Origin of the sequence: Clostridium tertium, from assembly GCF_017873245.1 — a bacterium.
Classification (GTDB): Bacteria; Bacillota; Clostridia; order Clostridiales; family Clostridiaceae; genus Clostridium; species Clostridium tertium.
The window spans coordinates 409,642-431,010 of record NZ_JAGGJY010000001.1 but is presented as its reverse complement, the minus strand read 5'-3'; the positions used below and the strand labels follow the sequence as shown (position 1 = coordinate 431,010).

At 27.2% G+C, this 21,369-nt stretch carries 19 protein-coding genes; 3 read left to right on the top strand and 16 right to left on the bottom strand.

The window, feature by feature from the left end; translation table 11 throughout:
• Positions 1 to 282 precede the first annotated feature (282 nt).
• From J2Z25_RS02095 to J2Z25_RS02085, 3 genes are all read right to left on the bottom strand, one after another.
• On the bottom strand, positions 283 to 2,289 hold the full coding sequence (locus J2Z25_RS02095; RefSeq protein WP_209737941.1) for an amylo-alpha-1,6-glucosidase: 2,007 nt from the start codon (positions 2,287 to 2,289) through the stop codon (positions 283 to 285).
• 280 nt (positions 2,290 to 2,569) lie between these two features.
• Complete coding sequence (locus tag J2Z25_RS02090; RefSeq protein ID WP_008678459.1) at positions 2,570 to 2,983, bottom strand: hypothetical protein; 414 nt, start codon at positions 2,981 to 2,983, stop codon at positions 2,570 to 2,572.
• Positions 2,984 to 3,010: 27 nt separating this feature from the next.
• Positions 3,011 to 3,349 (bottom strand): arsenate reductase family protein, encoded by a 339-nt coding sequence (locus J2Z25_RS02085; RefSeq protein ID WP_209737939.1) that lies wholly within the window; start codon positions 3,347 to 3,349, stop codon positions 3,011 to 3,013.
• Between the two features lie 460 nt (positions 3,350 to 3,809).
• Here J2Z25_RS02085 and J2Z25_RS02080 point away from each other — a divergent pair, with 460 nt between their 5' ends.
• Complete coding sequence (locus J2Z25_RS02080; protein ID WP_342451330.1) at positions 3,810 to 4,835, top strand: site-2 protease family protein; 1,026 nt, start codon at positions 3,810 to 3,812, stop codon at positions 4,833 to 4,835.
• 42 nt (positions 4,836 to 4,877) lie between these two features.
• Here J2Z25_RS02080 and J2Z25_RS02075 read toward each other — a convergent pair whose 3' ends face one another.
• The 3 genes from J2Z25_RS02075 to J2Z25_RS02065 form a co-directional block, all read right to left on the bottom strand.
• Positions 4,878 to 5,606, bottom strand: a complete 729-nt coding sequence (locus tag J2Z25_RS02075) for a flagellar motor protein MotB (RefSeq protein WP_209737935.1) — start codon at positions 5,604 to 5,606, stop codon at positions 4,878 to 4,880.
• Positions 5,607 to 6,389, bottom strand: coding sequence for a flagellar motor protein (locus J2Z25_RS02070; RefSeq protein ID WP_209737933.1), 783 nt, complete (start codon positions 6,387 to 6,389; stop codon positions 5,607 to 5,609).
• A gap of 176 nt (positions 6,390 to 6,565) precedes the next feature.
• Positions 6,566 to 7,798: a DUF6398 domain-containing protein gene (locus J2Z25_RS02065; RefSeq protein ID WP_209737931.1), complete on the bottom strand. Its 1,233-nt coding sequence runs from the start codon at positions 7,796 to 7,798 to the stop codon at positions 6,566 to 6,568.
• Positions 7,799 to 8,130: 332 nt separating this feature from the next.
• On the opposite strand from J2Z25_RS02065, the gene J2Z25_RS02060 reads away from it, so the two are divergent.
• The gene (locus J2Z25_RS02060) at positions 8,131 to 8,760 is read left to right on the top strand and encodes a GerMN domain-containing protein (RefSeq protein ID WP_008678447.1); all 630 of its coding nucleotides are present in this window, start codon (positions 8,131 to 8,133) and stop codon (positions 8,758 to 8,760) included.
• 104 nt (positions 8,761 to 8,864) lie between these two features.
• On the opposite strand, the gene J2Z25_RS02055 is transcribed toward J2Z25_RS02060, so the two are convergent.
• The 3 genes from J2Z25_RS02055 to purB form a co-directional block, all read right to left on the bottom strand.
• Positions 8,865 to 10,151 (bottom strand): hypothetical protein, encoded by a 1,287-nt coding sequence (locus tag J2Z25_RS02055; RefSeq protein ID WP_209737930.1) that lies wholly within the window; start codon positions 10,149 to 10,151, stop codon positions 8,865 to 8,867.
• A 250-nt stretch (positions 10,152 to 10,401) separates the two neighbouring features.
• Positions 10,402 to 10,569, bottom strand: coding sequence for a DnaJ-like cysteine-rich domain-containing protein (locus J2Z25_RS02050; RefSeq protein WP_209737928.1), 168 nt, complete (start codon positions 10,567 to 10,569; stop codon positions 10,402 to 10,404).
• 139 nt (positions 10,570 to 10,708) lie between these two features.
• Positions 10,709 to 12,139 (bottom strand): adenylosuccinate lyase, encoded by a 1,431-nt coding sequence (gene purB / locus J2Z25_RS02045; protein ID WP_209737925.1) that lies wholly within the window; start codon positions 12,137 to 12,139, stop codon positions 10,709 to 10,711.
• A gap of 159 nt (positions 12,140 to 12,298) precedes the next feature.
• On the opposite strand from purB, the gene J2Z25_RS02040 reads away from it, so the two are divergent.
• Entirely contained in the window at positions 12,299 to 12,517 is a 219-nt protein-coding gene (locus J2Z25_RS02040; RefSeq protein WP_209737923.1) for a DUF378 domain-containing protein, read from the top strand.
• Positions 12,518 to 12,751: 234 nt separating this feature from the next.
• Here the strand turns inward: J2Z25_RS02040 and J2Z25_RS02035 are convergent, their stop codons facing one another.
• The 7 genes from J2Z25_RS02035 to J2Z25_RS02005 all read right to left on the bottom strand — a co-directional run bounded on the left by J2Z25_RS02035 (position 12,752) and on the right by J2Z25_RS02005 (position 21,274).
• On the bottom strand, positions 12,752 to 13,012 hold the full coding sequence (locus tag J2Z25_RS02035; RefSeq protein ID WP_008678438.1) for an HPr family phosphocarrier protein: 261 nt from the start codon (positions 13,010 to 13,012) through the stop codon (positions 12,752 to 12,754).
• 191 nt (positions 13,013 to 13,203) lie between these two features.
• Entirely contained in the window at positions 13,204 to 13,464 is a 261-nt protein-coding gene (locus J2Z25_RS02030) for a stage V sporulation protein S (protein ID WP_016206312.1), read from the bottom strand.
• Between the two features lie 332 nt (positions 13,465 to 13,796).
• Positions 13,797 to 15,338 (bottom strand): ribonuclease Y, encoded by a 1,542-nt coding sequence (gene rny / locus J2Z25_RS02025; RefSeq protein ID WP_008678437.1) that lies wholly within the window; start codon positions 15,336 to 15,338, stop codon positions 13,797 to 13,799.
• Between the two features lie 316 nt (positions 15,339 to 15,654).
• Positions 15,655 to 16,695, bottom strand: a complete 1,041-nt coding sequence (recA, locus tag J2Z25_RS02020; RefSeq protein WP_008678436.1) for a recombinase RecA — start codon at positions 16,693 to 16,695, stop codon at positions 15,655 to 15,657.
• 175 nt (positions 16,696 to 16,870) lie between these two features.
• Complete coding sequence (gene pgsA, locus J2Z25_RS02015; protein WP_008678435.1) at positions 16,871 to 17,461, bottom strand: CDP-diacylglycerol--glycerol-3-phosphate 3-phosphatidyltransferase; 591 nt, start codon at positions 17,459 to 17,461, stop codon at positions 16,871 to 16,873.
• Complete coding sequence (gene rimO, locus J2Z25_RS02010) at positions 17,445 to 18,782, bottom strand: 30S ribosomal protein S12 methylthiotransferase RimO (protein WP_209737922.1); 1,338 nt, start codon at positions 18,780 to 18,782, stop codon at positions 17,445 to 17,447. Before rimO ends, pgsA begins: the two co-directional genes overlap by 17 nt.
• Positions 18,783 to 18,868: 86 nt before the next feature.
• Positions 18,869 to 21,274 carry an FtsK/SpoIIIE family DNA translocase gene (locus tag J2Z25_RS02005; protein ID WP_209737920.1) on the bottom strand — a complete coding sequence of 802 codons (2,406 nt, stop codon included), beginning with the start codon at positions 21,272 to 21,274 and terminating at the stop codon, positions 18,869 to 18,871.
• Positions 21,275 to 21,369: the final 95 nt, after the last annotated feature.

Here is a 21,369-nt window from a genome sequence, read left to right as displayed (position 1 = left end):
ATTAAAAAATAATATTACTACCTAAAAGATATAATTATTCTCATTCCTCCCAAATTTAAAAACAAAAAGTAGACATGTATAAGTTTACTTCTCCATGCCTTTTGCAAAAGCCACTTCAAACTTATCTATGTCCACTTAATAACTTAAAGAAGAAACATATAAAATAAATATAATTTCTAATCCCTAAAGTTCTAAATATATTATATAACTCTTTTTAAAGTTTTATATCTCCTAAACATTATGATTTAGCTAATAAAATCTTCTTTAAGCTAATATAAAATATTATTCCTTAGTAATATCACAATATATTCTTAGCACTTCTCCAACACTCCAAGCTTGTGAATAGCATCCTCTGCTTGTAGATGAAAATTCTCCATCAAATATTTCTGCTATTCCATTTATACATCCATCTTTCATATGATCTTCAAATACAGATATCATTTCTTTTGCTTTTTTTATAGCTTTTTCATTATAATCATTTACTTTACAATAAGCTGTAATAAATGGTCCAATTAAGAATCCCCAGGTTGTTCCCATATGATAAGCTAAATCTCTTTTAAATAACTTCCCTATATATTTATTCTTGAACTCTTCATCCATAAATGAAAGAGATCTTAAACCATAAGTTGAATATAAATGCTTATATGCAACTTCAACAATACTTTTTTCTTTTTCTCTATCTAATATTGAAAATGGTAATGAAACTGCCCATAACTGATTTGGACGAATCTTATCATCATTTTCATCTACTACATCAAAAAGACATTTTTTATCTTCATTCCAAAACTTTTTATTAAATGAGTTTTTTACTTTCAATGAAAGTTTTCTATAATTTAAATCTTCTTTATTAAACTTACTTCTAAGTTCCTCCATTATACATAAAGCATTGTACCATAAAGCATTTATCTCTACAGGCTTACCATGCCTTGGGGTTACAACAAAATCTCCAACTCTTACATCCATCCAAGTTACTTGATCTACGCCTGAACCTGCAAAAATTAATCCATCTTCATCCATTCTTATTGAAAAATCTGTTTTAGTAGAATATGCTTTAAAGATCTCAACTAGTTTATCATATATTTTTTTCTCTATAAACTTGTAATCTTCATCAGTATCCGTATATTTTAAATATTTATAAACGGCTTGAAAATACCAAAGTGATGCATCTACTGTATTATATAAAGGTTCAGTATTAGCATCTGGAAATAAATTAGGTACTAGTCCATTCCTCACATATTTAGAAAATGACTCTAATATTTCTCTTGCATCCTTAAATCTTTTAGTACATAAAACTAATCCCTCAAAGGCAATCATAGTATCTCTTCCCCAATCAGTAAACCATGGATATCCTGCTAATATAGTTTTAAGTCCTGTACTATTTCTATTAACTATAAAATGATCAGAAGCTTTAACAAGATTACTAGCAAAATCATCTTTATAGCCTGCTTTTTTTACCAAATCTTCTGCTCTCTTTTTATATTCTTCTTCTATTTCAAATCCAGTTTTATTTATTTCTTCTTCTAAAGTACATATTACATAAAATCTTTTTGTTTCTTTAGCCTTTATTTTTATATTAATTTCGTATGGAGTATAATGATTATCTATGCCTAAAAATCCTGTTCTATTATCTATCATATAATATTGATTTTCTTCAAATAGATAATTAGGAGTTGCTATTGTAGTAGGTATTAAACTTCTGTCATAGTATTCTCCTTCTGATGCACAAAAGGTAATTTTTACATCTTTATTTTCTTCTGGTGTTAAAATAAGTTTATTACCTTCAACTTCTTTAATGAATTTTAAATTTGATTTTTCAATAGAATCTCCTGATAATCTATAATTAAATAATGGTATCATTTTGAAAGTCAAATCTTCAGTTCCATTTTCTATTTCATAACAAACTGCAGTTGTGTTGTATCCATACTCCATTGAAATGCTTTTTTTAATTATCACATCTTCTACTCTATAAATATACTCCGGAATCGTATCAAAATTAAACCTATCTAAGTGCTCTTGTCCATTTTTTGATGCATTAATATATTGTTGAGATGTTAAATCATAAGTCCTACCATTTATACTTACTTCCTCTTGAGTTCTTGTAAATATTAAATATCTATTAACTGGTGGATTTAATGCTGCTATTAGATATCCATGATGCATCATAGCACTTCCCCCAGAAACTGTACAATTAGCATATCCACCTATTCCATTTCCAATCATCCAAGATAACTCATTTCCTTCTTCAATTGTTTTAAAAGAACTTCTTCCGTAACTGTATATTTTTTCCATAAACATCCCTCCAAAACTTATTTAGCTTTTGCTTTTCATATTAATTATATAATTAATCGTATATTTCTTTAATTGTATAGAAGTACAAAAAGAAGATCATTAATTCATATATTCTACAATCTTTTATTGTTAAAAATCATTAATTTATTATTTTATGTGTAACATTTATACATTTATATTCATATTATTATAATAGCTATTAGCTTTATGGCTAATCCATATAAATTCATCTCCTTCATTAATTATAAAAAAGAATCAAGGCAAAAGCCTTGATTCTTTTTTATAATTCTCCAAATTTTATACTTATTTTCTTAAATGCTACTTCCTTTGTCAACGTAAGATTTTCTGGATCTATTTTAATTTTAAATATATTAGGGCACTTTTCTGATCTCCATAATCTCATAAACTTAGGGGTTGCATTTAAACTAGCATAGTATTTTTCTTCAAAATCATCAAAAAACTCTAAAAATTCTAACTTACTAAGTTTATCAATTGCTAAATTATCTTTTTTTATATTTTTTACTATTGGCACAAAATATCTTAATGGAACCTCATAATTATATCTTCCCGTTATCTTTTTCCCCTCTAATATTGCTCTCTTTAAAAAAGGAAATTTTACTATATCATCATCTTTTAAATTAATTTTAAAAATAGGTTCTTCGTTTTTACCCTTTTGTATTTTTATTTTAATCATTTGCTTCACCTTTAGTTTTTATTTACCTTATTCCCATGAATCCCAAATTTCTTTCTTATACCCAAGAGTTGCTGTATTTCCATTTCTAACTATAGGCGAGTTAAATAACTTAGGATTTTTCAATAAAATTTCTTCTTTCATATCATTACTTCTAATTTTATCTAGATTTAAATTTTTATATTCTTTACTTGATTGGTTTATTAGTTCATTTATTGAAATATTCCTTTTAACGGAATTAAGTTCTCCTTTACTAAGCCCTTTAATATCTATATCTATAAATTGAAAGTTTATTTTTCTTTCTTTAAAATATCTTTCTGCTTTTTTTGTATCAAAGCATTTCTTTCTTCCAAATACTTGTATGTTCATATAATTGCCACCTCCTAATTTTTCTTCATTATAACATAAATTTATATTATATATAAAAAACAGATTATTTACTCATTATATAAAAAATAAATTAATATGAATGCTAATATTATTTTATAGTTTTATCTTTTTATTTATAGAATATTTTTTATTCATTTGTACAAGCTAATATTAACAATAAATTATAAAGGCATAATTTAAATTTTTCATTATAATGAATTATTAATAAAAGTTAGTTTAATAACGAATATCTATCTTCTCAGCAGATTTTAAAACCTTATTAAAAGAATTAATTAATGCTTTATGATAATTAAGGATAGGCTGAGAATAGATTTTCTATACATCATCAAAAAAGCTATTACATATTTTATTTAGCTTTTTTGATGCTGATTTATTTCGCTTAAATATGAACTTTTTTACTATATTATTCTATATTAATAATTAAGATGAATTTTTAAGGATGATGATTTTGCAGTATCTTATTTTAATTTTAAAAGTTTTTATTATAGAATATATAATTATATTTTTGCATGAACTTTCCCATTACGTTGTGTCTTTATTTTTAGGATTTAAATGTTCATTTTATCATGTAATTCCCTTCACTCTCTATAAAGATGGTACTAAATTTAAATTCAAATTTAAACCTTTGATACAAGGTGATATGACAAGTAGATTACATTTTAACTCAATAAAAATATCCTCCAAAATAGAATACAATATACTTTTAAAAAAGCTTAAAATATTTCTTTGGATTGGCCCTGTATTTGATTTTACAGTATTTATATTATTCTTTTGTATCGGAGTCAGCAATGTTAAATACTCATATTTAGCTTTAATTTCACTTATTCATTTATCTATTACTACTCTTAACTTCTTTAACAGTGATGGTAAATATGCAATAGGTGCAAAAGAAGACTCTAGAATTGCTTTTGAATTAGTTAGAAGCTTTACTATTTGTGGAAATGGAGAAATTCCATATGAAAGCAAAAGGATTCTTACTGATACACATATGGAAATTGCAGATGGGATAACTTTAGAAAAGTTTGACGTAAATGATCTTTGGAACTTTTTAAATAATATTTATTTTTTCACTAATTCTCTTTTAAGTTTTTTAAATAAAGATCTCTTAATTATACATCCATCAACGCTCAATTTTTTTGAAAATTTAATTAATGATTTCGATGATATAAAGAAATATGACTATAGGCAAGTAGAAAAAACTTCTATTGCTATAATCTATTATTTTATATCTAAAAAACTTAAAGAAAAAACTTTTTATCCAGATGATGATATTATAAATAAAGTTTATGCTGGTTGTAATTCAATTTATTTTAGAAAGTTATTTGATTTATATTTCAATTCTAATAATGATAATATTGAATATTTAATTGATAAAAAAAACATGCCAAATTATATATCTCACTGTGAAGGTTATAATAAACTTCTCATAAATATTATTAATTTATATGAAAATACACTAATATAGTTAAAGGACTGTAACTAAAAATTACAGTCCTTTAACTATATCCTAATTCATTTCTATATTATCAAATTTATTATTTAAAATTAATATATCAACTCTTCTATTTTTAGCTCTTCCTTCTTCTGCAGTATTATCTGCAACTGGTCTATACTCACCATAACCTACAGCTGATAATCTACTTGGAGATATGGATCCATAGCTTATTAAAAATTCAACTACATTAGAAGCTCTAACAGATGAAAGTTGCCAATTTGAATGGTAATCCGAAGTACTTATAGGTAAATTATCAGTATGTCCTTCTACTCTTACATAATTATCAATTTTATTTAAAATATTTGATACCGAAATAAGTTTAGGTTTTAACTCCTCTTTTATATCCGCCTTTGCACTATCAAAAAAAACATTATCAGTAAAACTTATAATAAGACCTCTTTCTTCTATACTTGTAGTTACACTTCCTTCTAACTCTAAATCCTTTACTATATCATTTACTTGAGATTCTATACCTTGTAATTTTTCCTCTTCTGTTTGAACTAATGGTTTTAACTCTCCTTGCTCATCACTTGAACTACCTGAATTTTCAGCACTTCCTAGAACTGAATATCTACCTGTAAATACATCTCCCATAGAAGTAGCCAACTGCTTATACTTTGACTCATTCACACTAGAAGCAGAATATAGTACAACAAAAAATATCATAAGTAAAGTTATAAGATCTGAATATGTAAGCAACCATCTTTCATGATTTTCTGGTTTTTCCACTCTTTTTTTCATCTATTTACCCTCGCTTGATTCAAGCTTTTTTATGTCCTCTTCAGTTAAAAACCCTTCTATTTTACTTATTATAGAGCTTGGACTAGCACCAGCTTGTACTAAGAGTAAAGCTTCAATACACATTTCTTTTTCGATTATTTCTTCAGTATTTAAAATTTTTAGCTTATTTGCTATAGGTAACCAAATTAAATTAGCAGTTCCTATTCCATAAAGAGTAGCAATAAATGCTACTGCTATCTTTGGTCCTAATGTACTTGGATCATCTAAATTACTTAAAACTTGAACTAGCCCCATAACAGTTCCTATAATCCCCATTGTTGGCGCATACCCACCTGCAGCTTCAAAAATAGAAATTCCTTGATGATGCCTTTCTGAAATTTGTTCTAATCTTGTCTCTAATGATCCTTTCATAATCTCTGGATCCACTCCATCTACAATCATTTGTAGACCTTTTTTGATAAAAGTATCTGTTTCTGGATTATTTAAATTTGCTTCTAAACTTAATAATCCATTTTTTCTTGTTTTCACTGTAATTTCCTTAAAAAATTCTACATTTTCTATAAGGTTGCTATTTCTCTTCTTAAATGCTATGCTAAAAACCTTTGGAAACCTTTTTAAAGTCTTTCCTGGAAATGCAACACCAACTGCTCCTATTGTTCCTCCAACAACTATCAATAATGCTGTGAATTGATATAAAGCTCCTAATACCCCTCCTTCTAAAAGAAAACCTACTATAATACAAGCGAAAGAAAATATAATACTAATTATTATTGTTATGTCCATATTTCACCATCCATATAATTTATTTCTAAATTATATATTTTTTATATTTACATATCAATTTCATTATTTTGTTGTTTTTTATCCAAATTCGTCGATTCTTTCTTATAAAAAAAAACTATTGTGTAATGACTAACATTATCGCCGAAATACACAATAGTCTATTTTATAATCTATTTCTATAGTCTATTTTTCAATTCCTTTACCCAGCTTCTTGCCCCATTTACTGAATTCCAAGCTGTTTCTGCATTTTTCATATAGTATACTGCATCTTCTTCTGTACCTAAACTTTTAAGTTCAGGTGGATTTGTAGGGATTCTTTTTTGCTTTATTATATAATCTATAACAAATGGATTAGAAGCATTTGCAATTCTTAAAGCTCTTTCTGCTTCCTCTAATTTTCCTATCTTAAATAAATAAAGCGCTTTTGAAAATTTTGTAGATGGTAAGTAATCATTTTTATATTTATTTAACACATTTAAAACTTCTTCATCTAAATTTTCTGTAATTAGCCATGAAAGTAATACTCCTCTTATTAATAATCTATCTTCTGGATCTAGATTTATTAAATCAGTAAACTCTTTTATAGCCTCTAATTTTTCATTTATATTCCATAATAAATTTCCAAGTCTATATTTAGCACTATAGTAAGGTCTTGTAACCTCTAAGTCTAAGAATTTTCCTATATATTTATTTATATTTTCTTCACCTATAACATTTTTAGCAGCTTCTACTGCTTTTAGTACTAAGATCTTTTGTTCATTTATACTTAATGAATTGTCATATGATAATATTATATAAGCTTCCGCACAATTTTCGCTTATTTTTAATGCTTCTTTGGCTAATTTTGCTTTTTTCTTGTAATTTTTTTGATTCCATGCCTCATTAGCTATCTTATTAGCTTTTTTTAAATCCTCATCTTCTATGATCTCAGCTTCTACTTTTGAAACGCAAACCTCATCTAATGTTTCTTCCTTAATTTTTTCTTTTTGTTTTTCTTCACACTTTATCTCATTATCTACTGTTTTTGAATTATCTATATAATCACTTTTATTACAAGTTATCAACCATTTATCCTCTTCTAAATCTATTAACGTCCTCACTTCTTTTGATTTTGAAAGACCCGTACTACTACTTACATCAAATAATTTATATAAATCTCCAGCCTTAATAGTTATACCTATCTTATTTGTAAATAACCCGTTTTTTAATCCCAAGGCATGTACAATTCCGCATGCCCATGAATTTGCTTTTCCTTTATTTAAATTGCCTTCTTTTAATTCAAATATTTCTTTACATAAGCTCTCTGCAAGAAACAAATATTCTTCATTTAAGTTGTTTTTACAAACCTCTTCAATAAAACCCATTACTTCTAAATATCTTTCATTACTTACTTCAGATGTTTTTTGCATTACTTATTTTCTCCTTTTTCTATTATGTTATTTGGAATATTATAAAACTTATCATACTTAAATAATATATTCCAATTGACGATTTAAGCCGATGTTTTATATTATATGATATTTAATTACTTTTTTCAAATATTAGTATATTTTAAGAGCAAATAAGTAGATTTATGTAAATTTGTAACAATCTTTTAATTATGATATACTATAATTAATTAAATTATTATATAATATATGCCTTCAATTTTGCTTAAATAAGCGTATTAACTACTTAATATCCTATTAATTATAATTATATAAATTGCAATTGAAACATATATTTTTAAGGAGGTTAATAAATGAAAAAAAGAATTTTAGCAATATTAATATCATTGTCCATACCTTTTTCAATAATTTCTTGTGGGGCAGAAGCAAATAATAACAAAAATAATACAGCATCTAATATTAGTAATAATGAATCTACTATAACTGACGAAGAAGATAAGAACAAGGATAGTAACCAAAGTGATAAATATGATACTAATAATTCTAATGAAATAACAACCGATGATGCAAATATTTATTATTACGATGTTGTTACTGACAAAATAGTTTACATAAATAAAACTATTGAAATTAAAGATAAGGCTGTAGCAACTGCTTTAGTTAATGAATTAAAGAAAAATCCAAGCGAAGAAATTGCATCTGCTTTAAATAGTGATATTTCTTTAAACTCAGCAAAAGTTGATAGTGAAAATGATACTATAAAGCTAGATTTTTCATCTAATTTTGTTGAAGCTCAAAACTTAGGTTCTGGTCCTGAGTCTAGTACTTTAACTGCTATTTGCAATACATTTGGTGATTATTTTAATGTATCTAAAGTTATCATAACTTTAGATGGAAAACCTTATACTTCTGGACACATTTCAATGAAAGATGGAGATACATTTAAAGTTGACTTAAATAATACACTTGAATTAACTAAATAAAACTTATGATTTTAAATAATTTAAAATAAATTTCTTATAATTTTTTGACTATAAGTGTACCCTATAGAGTGATAAAATCAATTCTCTATAGGGATTTTTTTATACTACTTATATTCAATTCCTCTTGTATAAAATAAGTCATCAGAAATTGCTGCTATTCCTTTAATTTTACTACCTCTCTTTAACCTTTCTTCTTTAATTGGATCTAAAGGATATGCATTTCCATTAAATTTTAATAACCTAAAATCATCCTTATCACTATCTATCATTTTCACTATTAAATCTCTATACCCATTTGTTTTATTTTCAGATATTATAATGGGATTTGTAGCATTACTTATCTTTGATATAACATTATATTCATTATTTTTTTCCTCTAATATAGCTAAAGTACCACCTCTTTCAGTACAAAATCTAGGTCCTTCTAAATAAACTAATATTTGATAACTATCATCATCTTTTAATTTGACTTTATTATATAAGTAATTAACCTTATCCTCATCAGGATTTAGTAAAAATTCTTTTTCAATTATCCTTTCTATAGCTTCGTCCTTAGATACTTCAGATTCTATAAATTCAACCTTTGAGAAATCTAAGTAATCTTTACTTAACTTATTTTCTACCCTAACTAGCATATTAGATGTTTTTTCACCTAATATGCCTACAAAAGAATCTACTTTAGTGAAACCAACACCTTCAAAACTTAAAATATTACTCATTACCCCTAAGATATCTTTTTCATTTATACCTATTATCTTTTGTGTAACTAAAAGATCTAATATATCACTTCTTATTAAATTTATTGGACTTAATCCAGATACAAATAGAACCTTTCCCGCTATTCTCTTCCTTAAAATCCCATTATTGTTGTATAAGCTATTTAAATAATCCTTATCTTTTCCACTTATATCTATAGAATAAGTCATTCCCCTATTTACATCTATTACATCCACTTTATACTTATCTTGATATATAACTTGATAGGAATCGAGTTGATTATAATAATCTGTATCAAAAATTTTTATAGCTTTATATCCATCTAAATAATACATATGAGCCGTTAAATATCCATTATTTCCTATATCTTCTACGCTAAATAATATTTCATTATCACTTGTAATTTTTTTAAAATTTTCTAATTCTATTCTAGGATTATATCCCTCTATCCCTCTTAGATCTATAGTTACAGTCTTTCCATTTTCTCCATCAGAAATGATTATTTGCATATTATAATAAACTTTATTTTTTCCAGTTCCTCTCTCATTACCAACTAAGTAAATAACATCTAAATCGCTACTTCCCTTTACATCACCAATTCTAGTCATAATAATTTCTCTTTGTTTTTGTACATTTACTTCACTTCTCATTAAGTTCTTTACATATCTTGCCATAAAACCCTCTTTTATAATATTATTACATTATATAATATTATTATATTTTAATTTGTGTTATTTAAATTACAATATTACTTATGATGCAAAATCTAAGGATATTTATTTTGAATAATTAAATTTTAGTTATTTAATTATTCAAAATGGGCAAAAAAATAAGATAGGATACTCCTATCTATATAATATAATTTTTAAATAAATTTTTATAATTAAATATCTTGCAACTAATTATTAGATAATTTCTTTATTATTAAAACTTTCCTTCTCCATCGCAAACAGGGCATATAAAACTTCCATCACCGTTACAAGTTATACATCTAGAATTAGGTAATTCTTCTGTTCCACAATCACATTTTATTCTTCCTGTTCCACTACAACTAATACATTCACTCATATATTCTTCTTTGTTAATATTCATTTATATTCCTCCTTTGCTAGTTCTATCTATTAATTATTGTCTTATATAATATTTTTATTCAAATTTAAAAAATATTTAAAATAAATATAGAAGTCATAGTATATTATTAAATATACTATGACTTCTATAACTAATTATGTTAAACAGTAATTTCACTCTTTACTTCTAATGAATCTTTATTTGCTTCTATAATTGGATTTATATAATTTTCTATAAATTCTACAACTTGATTTGGAGCTCTTCCTACAAATTTGATTGGATTAATAATACTTCTTATTTCTTCTTCACTTAACATAAATCCATCATCTTTTATAATTCTCTCAAGTAAATCATTATCTAATCCTTCACCTTTTACTCTTTGTGCAGCTGCCATTGAATGAATTCTAATTTTTTCATGAAGCTCTTGTCTATCTCCACCTCTTTTAACTGCTTCCATCATTATATTTTCTGTAGCCATAAAAGGTAATTCATTATTTACATGTGCACTTATTACTTTTTCATATACAACCATATTTTCTGCAATATTTATATATAAGTTTAAAACTCCATCTAAGGCCAAGAAAGCTTCTGCTACTGCAATTCTTTTATTTGCTGAATCATCTAAAGTTCTTTCAAACCATTGAGTTGCAGCTGTTATTGCTGGATTTAATGAATTCACTATCACATATCTTGCTAAAGATCCCATCCTCTCACTTCTCATAGGATTTCTCTTATATGCCATAGCAGATGAGCCTATTTGATTTTTTTCAAATGGTTCTTCAATTTCTTTCATGCTTTGCAATAATCTTAAATCATTACTAAATTTATAAGCACTTTGAGCAATTTCTGATAATCTATTTAATACTATAGAATCTAATTTTCTAGGATATGTTTGCCCAGTAACGCCATAACTTTTTTCAAAGCCCATTTTCTTTGCTACTATACTATCTAATTCTTTAACTTTTTCTTCATCATTATTAAACAAAGTCATAAAACTTGCTTGAGTACCTGTAGTTCCTTTAACTCCTCTTAACTTTAATGTTGATAATAAAAATTCTATATTCTCTATATCTAATACTAAATCTTGCATCCAAAGAGTTGCTCTTTTTCCTACAGTAGTCAATTGTGCAGGCTGAAAATGTGTAAATCCAAGAGTTGGCATATCTTTATATTTTATCGCAAAATTTGATAAATGATTTAATACTGTTACTACCTTCTTTTTAATTAATAATAAAGCATCTCTCATAATAATTATGTCTGTATTATCACCTACATAACAACTAGTTGCTCCTAAATGAATAATTCCTTTGGCACTAGGGCATTGCAATCCATATGCATATACATGGCTCATAACATCATGTCTAACTTCTTTTTCTCTTTTTATTGCTTCATCGTAATTTATATTATATATATTAGATTTCAGTTCATCTATTTGCTCTTCAGTTATATTTAAACCTAATTCTTTTTCTCCTTCTGCTAATGCAACCCATAACTTTCTCCATGTTGAAAATTTCATATCATCTGAAAATATGAAACTCATTTCCTTTGATGCATACCTTGAGTTTAATGGTGAATTATATAAATCTTTCATCCTTAGATAACCTCCGAATAAATTTTTATTTTTTTATGTAATAATTCGTATTATAACATAACCTAATTATTTTTTCAGTATTTTTAAAATAATTTTCAGTTATATTTTTGTTATTTTTTAATATATATATACTGTATTAATTCATAAGGAGGGAAAATTATGTGTAAAATAAATATAGTTGACAAAATATCTTTTTTATTGGTGTTAATTGGAGCAATTAATTGGGGATTTATTGGTTTGTTAAGTGTAAACTTAGTTACTTTCTTAGTTGGTGGATCAGTCTTATTACAAAGAATAATATATATATCAGTATTTGCTGGAGCTATCGACTTGATTTCTTTAATATTTAGATGCAGATCCTTGAAATTATTCAGTTAACTACATACTATTATAACTATTAACTATATAAAAAAGTGAGCATATATAAGTTTACTTATACTACCACTTATTTCAATATTAACTTAAACTTATATATACCCACTTAAAAACTTAAAAAAGAAAAAATCAAATAAATATATTTTTCAATTTAAAAGTGATAAATATTTTATATAACCTCATTTTAAACCCTAAACTTTCTTATACATAAAAAAAGTGCCTATTGGCACTTTTTTATTAGTCTTCTAAACTAGCTATTAAGTTAGATATTTCTTCTACTGCTAAAGCTTCGTCATCTCCGCTTGCTAAAACAGTAATAGCAGCTCCTTTAGTTACTCCTAAAGAAAGAACTCCTATTAAACTCTTAACGTTTGCTTTCTTGCCGTTAAATTCTATGCTTACATCTGACTTGAAAGATGAAGCTTTCTTTACTAATAAAGTTGCTGGTCTAGCATGTAAACCAGTTCCGTTGTTTACTACAACTTCTTTAGATACCATTAAACACACCTCTTTACATTAAATTTAAAATAGTTATCTATTTAACTATTTCATTATATATGTAAATAAAAAAAATTTCAAGGCTTATAACATCTATTTTCCTTAATATGAAAAAGAACTACCATTAATGTAGTCCTTTTCTTTATCTCCCCTAAAATAAATTCTCTCCCCAAATTAAATTTCAGAACTTACTATCTTGGTTGAACGATTAGTTTTATTGCTGTTCTTTCTTCACCATCTATTTCAATATCAGTGAATGCTGGAACACAAACAATATCTTTTCCGCTAGGGGCAACGAAGCCTCTTGCTATAGCAATTGCTTTTACGGCTTGATTTATAGCACCTGCTCCTACTGCTTGGATTTCTACTATATTTTTTTCTTTAATTATGGCAGCTAATGCACCTGCCACTGAATTTGGATTTGATTTTGTTGAAACTTTTAATACTTCCACTTGTCTTTACCTCCTAGATAAAAATCGTTTACAATATATTGCAAGAGTTTTACTCTTGCAATATATATATTCTATAAGTTATAAAAAAATCCTCCTTTATTTTGAAATTTTTTTTATCTTTTTTATTTTTATTTCTACTTTCATATTTGTTTATTATATTCATAGCAACAATTACCACATATAATTATTCTAAATAAGACTACAAATTCAACTACTAGATTTTTACTAAATGGTCACATTATGTTATTATGCACAAAAAAGGAAGTTCGAATTTGAACTTCCTTTTCTATTTCGAGTAATATCAAAATTTATTTCGATATAATCCCTTTATTTTATTTAGCATAATCTACTGCTCTTGTTTCTCTTATAACATTAATTTTAATTTGACCTGGATATTCTAATTGTTCCTCTATACTTTTAGCTAAGCTTCTAGCTAATTCTACAGATCCAGCGTCATCTAAATGATCTGGTTTAACCATAATTCTAATCTCTCTACCAGCTTGAATTGCATATGACTTTTCTACACCTTCGTAAGAATTTGCAATTTCTTCAAGTTTCTCTAAACGCTTAATATAAGCTTCTAGAGTTTCTCTTCTAGCACCTGGTCTTGCTGCTGATATTGCATCAGCTGCTTGAACTAAAACAGCTTCTAGTGTTAACATTTCAACATCTCCATGATGTGCAGCTATAGCATTTGCTACAACTTGTGATTCTCCATATTTTTTAGCCAGATCTCCACCTATTACAGCATGACGACCTTCTTCTTCTTGTGTTGCTACTTTACCTATATCATGTAATAAACCTGCTCTCTTCGCTAAATTTACATCCAGACCTAATTCTGCAGCCATTACACCAGCCAAATATGAAACTTCAATAGAATGCTTTAACACATTTTGTCCATAACTAGTTCTATACTTCAGTCTACCAAGTAATTTAATTATTTCAGGATGAACACCGTGAACACCAGTTTCTAATGTTGCTTGTTCTCCTTCTTCTTTAATATCATTTTCTACATCTTTGGTAGCTCTTTCTACCATTTCCTCGATTCTAGCTGGATGAATTCTACCATCCACAATTAACTTTTCCAAAGCTATTTTAGCAATTTCTCTTCTAACTGGATCGAAACTTGATAAAATAACTGCTTCTGGAGTATCATCTATTATTAAATCTACCCCTGTTAATGTTTCAAGAGTTCTGATATTTCTACCTTCTCTACCTATAATTCTACCCTTCATTTCATCATTAGGAAGGGCAACAACATGTACTGTTGATTCTGATACATGATCTGCTGCGCATCTTTGAATAGCAGTTGTTATAATTTCTCTCGCTTTTTTATCTGCTTCTTCCTTAGCTCTAGCTTCTATATCTTTGATCATTATAGCAGTTTCATGAGTTATTTCTCTTCTAACTTCTTCTAAAAGGATTTCTCTAGCTTCATCGCTAGATAAAGTTGCTATTCTTTCAAGCTCTTCTCTTCTCTTAGAGTATAGTTCCTGTACATTTGCTTCCATTTCATCGATTTCTTGTAACCTTTTATTTTGTGCTTCTTCTTTCTTTTCTAAAAGATCACTCTTTTTGTCTAGGGATTCTTCTCTTTGAATTATTCTTCTTTCAAGTCTTTGAATTTCATTTCTTCTTTCTCTTGAATCCCTCTCTAGATCATTTCTAAGTCTATGAACCTCTTCCTTTGCTTCTAAAATCGACTCTTTCTTAGTAGCTTCAGCTTCTCTTTTAGCATTTTCTAAAAGAGTTTCTGCTTCTTTTTCTAAGCCTTCTATTTTCTTTTTAGAAGCACTTTGTATACCTTTATAAAGTAATAAGCCTGATATGACTAATACTACAACATAAATTACTATACCAAGAATATTATCCATAACAACACCTCCTCCATTCATATAAACTTATGTTTAATAGAAAATGTAGTAGGTATCATACTTAATCTAACTGATATTTGAAATATGATAAAACCAGTATTTGTTATTATTTTATCTTAAAATTAAAATTATGTCAAGTTTAGTTGTATAATTCACAAAGTAAATTTAATTGTTTACATTCCCATTGTTACGTAAATTTTACTTGCTTTATCTTACTATTAAACAATAAAGTCGATAATAATAATATAAAAATATTATTATTATCGACTTTTATTATTAACATATTTATCTAATTATATTCAAGTTGCTATGAGTTTTATTTTTCTTTTACATTTTTATCAATAGCTACTTCTTTCATAATAGGTAATTCATATTTTTCTCTTATTTTATTTTCTATTTCTAATGCAATTTCAGGATTGTCCTTTAAGTATTGCTTTGCATTTTCTCTACCTTGGCCTAATCTCACATCACCATAAGAGAACCATGCTCCACTCTTTTGAACCATACCTTCTTTTACACCTACATCAACTATATTACCTGTTCTTGATATACCTTCATTATACATTATATCAAATTCAGCTTGTTTAAATGGAGGCGCTACCTTATTCTTAATTACCTTAACTCTTGTTCTGTTTCCTACAACGCTTTCACCTTGTTTTATTGAATCTATTCTTCTAACATCAAGTCTAACTGAAGAATAGAACTTTAATGCTCTTCCTCCTGTTGTAGTTTCAGGATTTCCAAACATAACACCAACTTTTTCTCTTAATTGGTTTATAAATATAGCTATACAACCTGTTTTTTGTATAGTTCCTGTTAACTTTCTTAAAGCTTGTGACATAAGTCTTGCTTGAAGACCAACGTGAGAATCTCCCATTTCACCTTCTATTTCAGCTCTTGGAACTAAAGCCGCAACTGAATCAACTACTATTACATCTATAGCACCTGAACGAACTAATGCTTCAGCAATTTCAAGCCCTTGCTCTCCTGTGTCTGGTTGTGAAACTATAAGATTTTCTGTATCAACACCTAATCTTCTAGCATAACTTGGATCTAAAGCATGTTCTGCATCTATAAATGCAACTGCTCCTCCAAGCTTTTGTGCTTCAGCAGCAACATGTAATGCAACTGTTGTTTTACCTGAACTTTCAGGTCCATATATTTCTATTATTCTTCCTTTAGGTAATCCCCCTACACCTAAAGCTATATCTAAGTCAAGACATCCAGTTGAAATAGTTTCAATATTTAATGCACTATTTTCTCCAAGCTTCATTATAGATCCTTTACCAAATTGTTTTTCAATTTGACCCATTGCATTTTCTATAGCTTTTAACTTATCCATATCTATATTTCCCATATAGCACCTTCCTCTCTAAAACGAACATTTGTTCTATAAACAAATTATATATTATATGTTAACCTTAGTCAACATATAATATATAATTTCGTATTAATATCTTGCATATTAAAAGTTCCAACTATCTAAGATGGAACTTTTATTTTTAATTATATCCTATTTATTATATAATAAACTATTTATTAGTATTTATTATTTTTTTATTTTTATTAAAATAGTCAATCCCAGATACTATTGTCATTACAACAGCTAAAAATAATAGAAACCTTGGCCCATATGTAATAATAACTCTAAACATATTACTTTCTGAAACTAATGCTGTTAAATATTTTGAAGTGCCTACATTAACTTGAATTAATAAAGATATTATAGCTGCTATTTGAGTAACAGTTTTAGCTTTACCCCAAGTGCTTGCTGCAATTATTTTTCCTTCAGCAGCTGCAATTGTTCTAAGACCTGAAACTGCAAATTCTCTTGCTATTATAACAACAGTTGCCCAAGCTGGTATAACTTGAAGCTCAACTAATGATATTAAAGCTGCTGTTACTAAAAGCTTATCTGCAAGAGGATCCATAAATTTACCAAAATTGGTTATTTGATTTCTACTTCTTGCAATATATCCATCTAATTGATCAGTTAAAGATGCAATTATAAATATAAAAGTAGCTATGAAAGTTCCATATGGAATGTTTTTTATAGCAATAAATATTAAAAATAAAGGTACCAAAAATATTCTTAGCATTGTTAGCTTATTTGCTAAATTCATCGCATATCTCTCCTACTAAATCATACTCTAACGCTTCCTTAATTTTGATTTTTACAATATCACCTTTTTCAAGATTTCTAGTTGTGTTAACTAAAATATTTCCATCAATTTCAGGTGCCATTTCTGAACTTCTTCCAATGAAATATTTACCTTTTCTTCCTTCTATAATAGTATCATAAACTTTTGATATTTTCAATTTGTTTAATTCTTCTACTACTTTTTTTTGAACTAGCATTAGTTTTTCTTGTCTTTTTTCTTTTGTTTCTTCTTCAACTTGGTTTTCCATATCAGCTGCTGGAGTACCTTCTTCTTTTGAATATTTAAATACTCCAACGTTATCAAGTTTGTACTCTTCTAAAAACTCACATAATTCATTAAAATCTTCTTCTGTTTCTCCTGGAAAACCAACTATAAGAGATGTCCTAAGTGCTATTCCAGGAATCCTTTCTCTTAATTTATCAATTATATTAGTTATTGTTTCTTTATTTGTTCTTCTTGCCATACGCTTTAAAATATTATTACTTATATGTTGTATAGGTAAATCTAAGTATTTTACAACCTTTGGATTCATCGCCATTTCTTCAATTAAATCTTCTGTTATTTCCTCTGGATAGCAATAAAGCAATCTTATCCATTCAACTCCCGTAACATTAGAAATTTCTCTAACTAATTCATGAAGTTTATTTTCTTTATATATGTCCATTCCATAGTAAGTCAAATCTTGTGCTATTAATATAATTTCTTTTACTCCATTTTTTACAAGCGTCTCTACTTCTTCTAATATTGCTTCTTTAGATCTACTTCTAAATTTCCCTCTTATTTTAGGTATTATGCAGTAAGTACAGTAATTATCGCATCCTTCTGCTATTCTAACATAAGCAGTATGTTTATCCGTTGTTAGTAGTCTTATTCCTTCATTTATATTTTCATCGCTATAATTTGTTGCAAGTAGCTTTCTTTCTCCTCTTATAAAATCTAAGATAAGCTTATGTAACTTCATATAGTCGTTAACACCCATAAGAATATCAATTTCTGGCATAAGTTCTAATAGTTCTTCACCATATCTTTGAGCTAAACATCCTGTAGCTATAAGCATCTTACATTTATATTTATTCTTATATTCAGCCATCTCTAGTATTGTATCTATAGATTCTTGTTTAGCACTTTCTATAAATCCACATGTATTAACGATTATTATTTCAGCTTCCTTAGGATCATTAGTTATTTCATAAAATTTATTTATAGTTCCAAGTATAAGTTCAGAGTCAACTCTATTCTTATCACATCCTAAACTTACCATCCCAACTTTATATTTTTCCAAAGCTACTTCCTCCTACGTTTTATAAATTATTGCTCATTTTGCCTAAATATTATTTTAATGTAGAAAAATAATATTTACAAGTTTTTTTAATCTTCCATATTTAATTCTTCTTTCGAAACTAAAACTTGTCTTGGCCTACTTCCATCTTTTTCTGATATAATACCACGTTCTTCAAGTTCATCCATTATTCTTGAAGCTCTATTAAATCCTATTCTAAGTTTTCTCTGTAAGAATGATGTAGATGCTTGATTGTATTCTATAACAACCTTTATTGCTTCATCTAAAAGTTCATCACCACTCTCGTTATCTCCTAAATTACCAGCATCCTTTGTTCCATTTTCTATATGTTCAATTATAGATTCTTCATAATCTACATTTGATTCTTCATCTTTTATAAAACTTACAACCTTTTCCACTTCTTCTTCTGATATAAATGCTCCTTGGACTCTAATAGGTTTATTTTCCCCAATTGGACAATATAACATATCTCCTCTTCCAAGTAACTTTTCAGCACCTGTTGAATCTAATATAGTTCTAGAATCTATCCCTGAAGAAACAGCAAAAGAAATTCTAGATGGTATATTAGCTTTAATTACACCTGTAATTACATCTACAGAAGGTCTTTGAGTTGCAATTATCAAATGCATTCCTGCTGCTCTGGCCATTTGTGCTAATCTACATATATAATCTTCTACATCATTAGGGCAAGCCATCATTAAATCAGCAAGCTCATCTACTATCATAACTATATATGGTAACTTTTCTTCAATTATTCCCTTTTCATAAAGAGCATTATAACTTTCAATGTTTCTTACAGATGCATCTGCAAATAATTTATATCTCTTATTCATTTCATTAACTGCCCAGTTTAATGCAGCAGCTGCTTTTTTAGGATCTGTAACTACAGGAATTAAAAGGTGTGGTATTCCATTATAGACACTAAGTTCTACAACTTTAGGATCAACCATTAATAATTTCACTTCATTTGGACTATATTTATATAACAAACTAACTATAAGGGTATTAATACATACCGATTTACCAGATCCAGTTGCCCCTGCAATTAGCATATGAGGCATTGTAGATAAATCTCCTACTACACATTTTCCTGCTATATCTTTTCCTAATGCAAAAGCCAATTTTTTATTTGATGTCTTAAATTCATTAGAGTCTAAAACTTCTCTTAGAAATACTGCTGTTTGCTTATTATTTGGAACTTCTATGCCAATTGCTGCCTTTCCTGGTATAGGAGCTTCCATTCTTACACCACTAGCTGCAAGTCCTAGGGCTATATCATCTTGTAGATTTACTATTTTTGAAACTTTTACCCCCGGGCTTGGTTGAATTTCAAATCTAGTTACTGAAGGTCCTTTAGTTACTTGAACAACCTTTGCATCCACTCCAAAATCATTAAGAATACCTTCGAGCTTACCTGCGTTTTCTATTAACTCTTTCTTATCCTCACTTTTAAGCTTCATCTTGCTATTTATATTTAAAAGCTCTACTGATGGATGTTGATAAATTTTTTCTTCCTTCTTTTCATCCGTTAAGCTTTCTTCTATTTCCTTACTTACTACATCCTTAACTGTATTATCTAATTTTTCTTTTTTCTTAGCCTTTTCTTCTTTAATTTCTTTATTTACTGCTTCTTCTTGCTTTTCTTCATCAAAAACCTCTATATTAAAAGGATTACTTTTTTTATTTTCTTTAAACTCTTCAACAGAACTTTCTAGTGCTCCTTCATCTAATGAAGAATTCTTCATAAAATCAAGAATTTTTATTTTATTATTTATTCCATTTATAAACTCTTCTCTTTCTCTTTCCTTTACCTTAGGAACTGCATCTATTAATGGAGTTTTTTCTTTTTCTATTTCTTTTTCTACATTGACTTTAGTTTTTATTTCTTTCTTTTTTGGTTTTATCTTTTGACTTTCTTCTTTAAAAAACATTATTATATCATATAAAGTTATATCAAATATTAATATTGTTCCTATTGCCCACAATGCAACATATAATATATATGAACCTATATAACCAATAAGCTTACCTAATGGATAAGAAATTAAATGTCCTATAAGTCCTCCATGTATTCCAGAAACTTTAACTACTTCTTGCCAAGTTTCATAAAATCCTTCTTTTGATTGCAATACATGAATACTGCCAGTTGCACAACCTAACGTTATTGATATTATAATAAGAGTAATACCAAAAAACCTTCTTGTTACTTTAATACTTCCCTTTGAAACTATATTATGATACCCAAAATAAATTAAATATAATGGAAGTACAAAAGCACTTACTCCTATTAACTTATATATCACTTGCCTTGATATAATAGATAATGCTCCTGCCCAAGTTGTGTAAATTGCTATAGCTAATAAAATACCTACTGCTATATAAACTATACCTTTAATATCTCCATTTTCTTTTACATCATTTTTTTTATTTGTGTCCTTTTTTTTATTAGTATTTTTTGCTTTGACTCTAGACACACAATCACCTCGCAACTCTCCCATTTATTGTAAGTCAATTATTTACATAATAATATTATAAACTTTAATAAAAAAAAAGCAATTTAAATAACTAT

Excerpts from the sequence above, each read along its gene's own strand:
- J2Z25_RS02095 (WP_209737941.1), bottom strand. The coding sequence starts at position 2,289 with ATGGAAAAAATATACAGTTACGGAAGAAGTTCTTTTAAAACAATTGAA.
- J2Z25_RS02090 (WP_008678459.1), bottom strand. The coding sequence starts at position 2,983 with ATGATTAAAATAAAAATACAAAAGGGTAAAAACGAAGAACCTATTTTT.
- J2Z25_RS02085 (WP_209737939.1), bottom strand. The coding sequence starts at position 3,349 with ATGAACATACAAGTATTTGGAAGAAAGAAATGCTTTGATACAAAAAAA.
- J2Z25_RS02080 (WP_342451330.1), top strand. The coding sequence starts at position 3,810 with ATGATGATTTTGCAGTATCTTATTTTAATTTTAAAAGTTTTTATTATA.
- J2Z25_RS02075 (WP_209737935.1), bottom strand. The coding sequence starts at position 5,606 with ATGAAAAAAAGAGTGGAAAAACCAGAAAATCATGAAAGATGGTTGCTT.
- J2Z25_RS02070 (WP_209737933.1), bottom strand. The coding sequence starts at position 6,389 with ATGGACATAACAATAATAATTAGTATTATATTTTCTTTCGCTTGTATT.
- J2Z25_RS02065 (WP_209737931.1), bottom strand. The coding sequence starts at position 7,798 with ATGCAAAAAACATCTGAAGTAAGTAATGAAAGATATTTAGAAGTAATG.
- J2Z25_RS02060 (WP_008678447.1), top strand. The coding sequence starts at position 8,131 with ATGAAAAAAAGAATTTTAGCAATATTAATATCATTGTCCATACCTTTT.
- J2Z25_RS02055 (WP_209737930.1), bottom strand. The coding sequence starts at position 10,151 with ATGGCAAGATATGTAAAGAACTTAATGAGAAGTGAAGTAAATGTACAA.
- J2Z25_RS02050 (WP_209737928.1), bottom strand. The coding sequence starts at position 10,569 with ATGAATATTAACAAAGAAGAATATATGAGTGAATGTATTAGTTGTAGT.
- purB (WP_209737925.1), bottom strand. The coding sequence starts at position 12,139 with ATGAAAGATTTATATAATTCACCATTAAACTCAAGGTATGCATCAAAG.
- J2Z25_RS02040 (WP_209737923.1), top strand. The coding sequence starts at position 12,299 with ATGTGTAAAATAAATATAGTTGACAAAATATCTTTTTTATTGGTGTTA.
- J2Z25_RS02035 (WP_008678438.1), bottom strand. The coding sequence starts at position 13,012 with ATGGTATCTAAAGAAGTTGTAGTAAACAACGGAACTGGTTTACATGCT.
- rny (WP_008678437.1), bottom strand. The coding sequence starts at position 15,338 with ATGGATAATATTCTTGGTATAGTAATTTATGTTGTAGTATTAGTCATA.
- recA (WP_008678436.1), bottom strand. The coding sequence starts at position 16,695 with ATGGGAAATATAGATATGGATAAGTTAAAAGCTATAGAAAATGCAATG.
- pgsA (WP_008678435.1), bottom strand. The coding sequence starts at position 17,461 with ATGAATTTAGCAAATAAGCTAACAATGCTAAGAATATTTTTGGTACCT.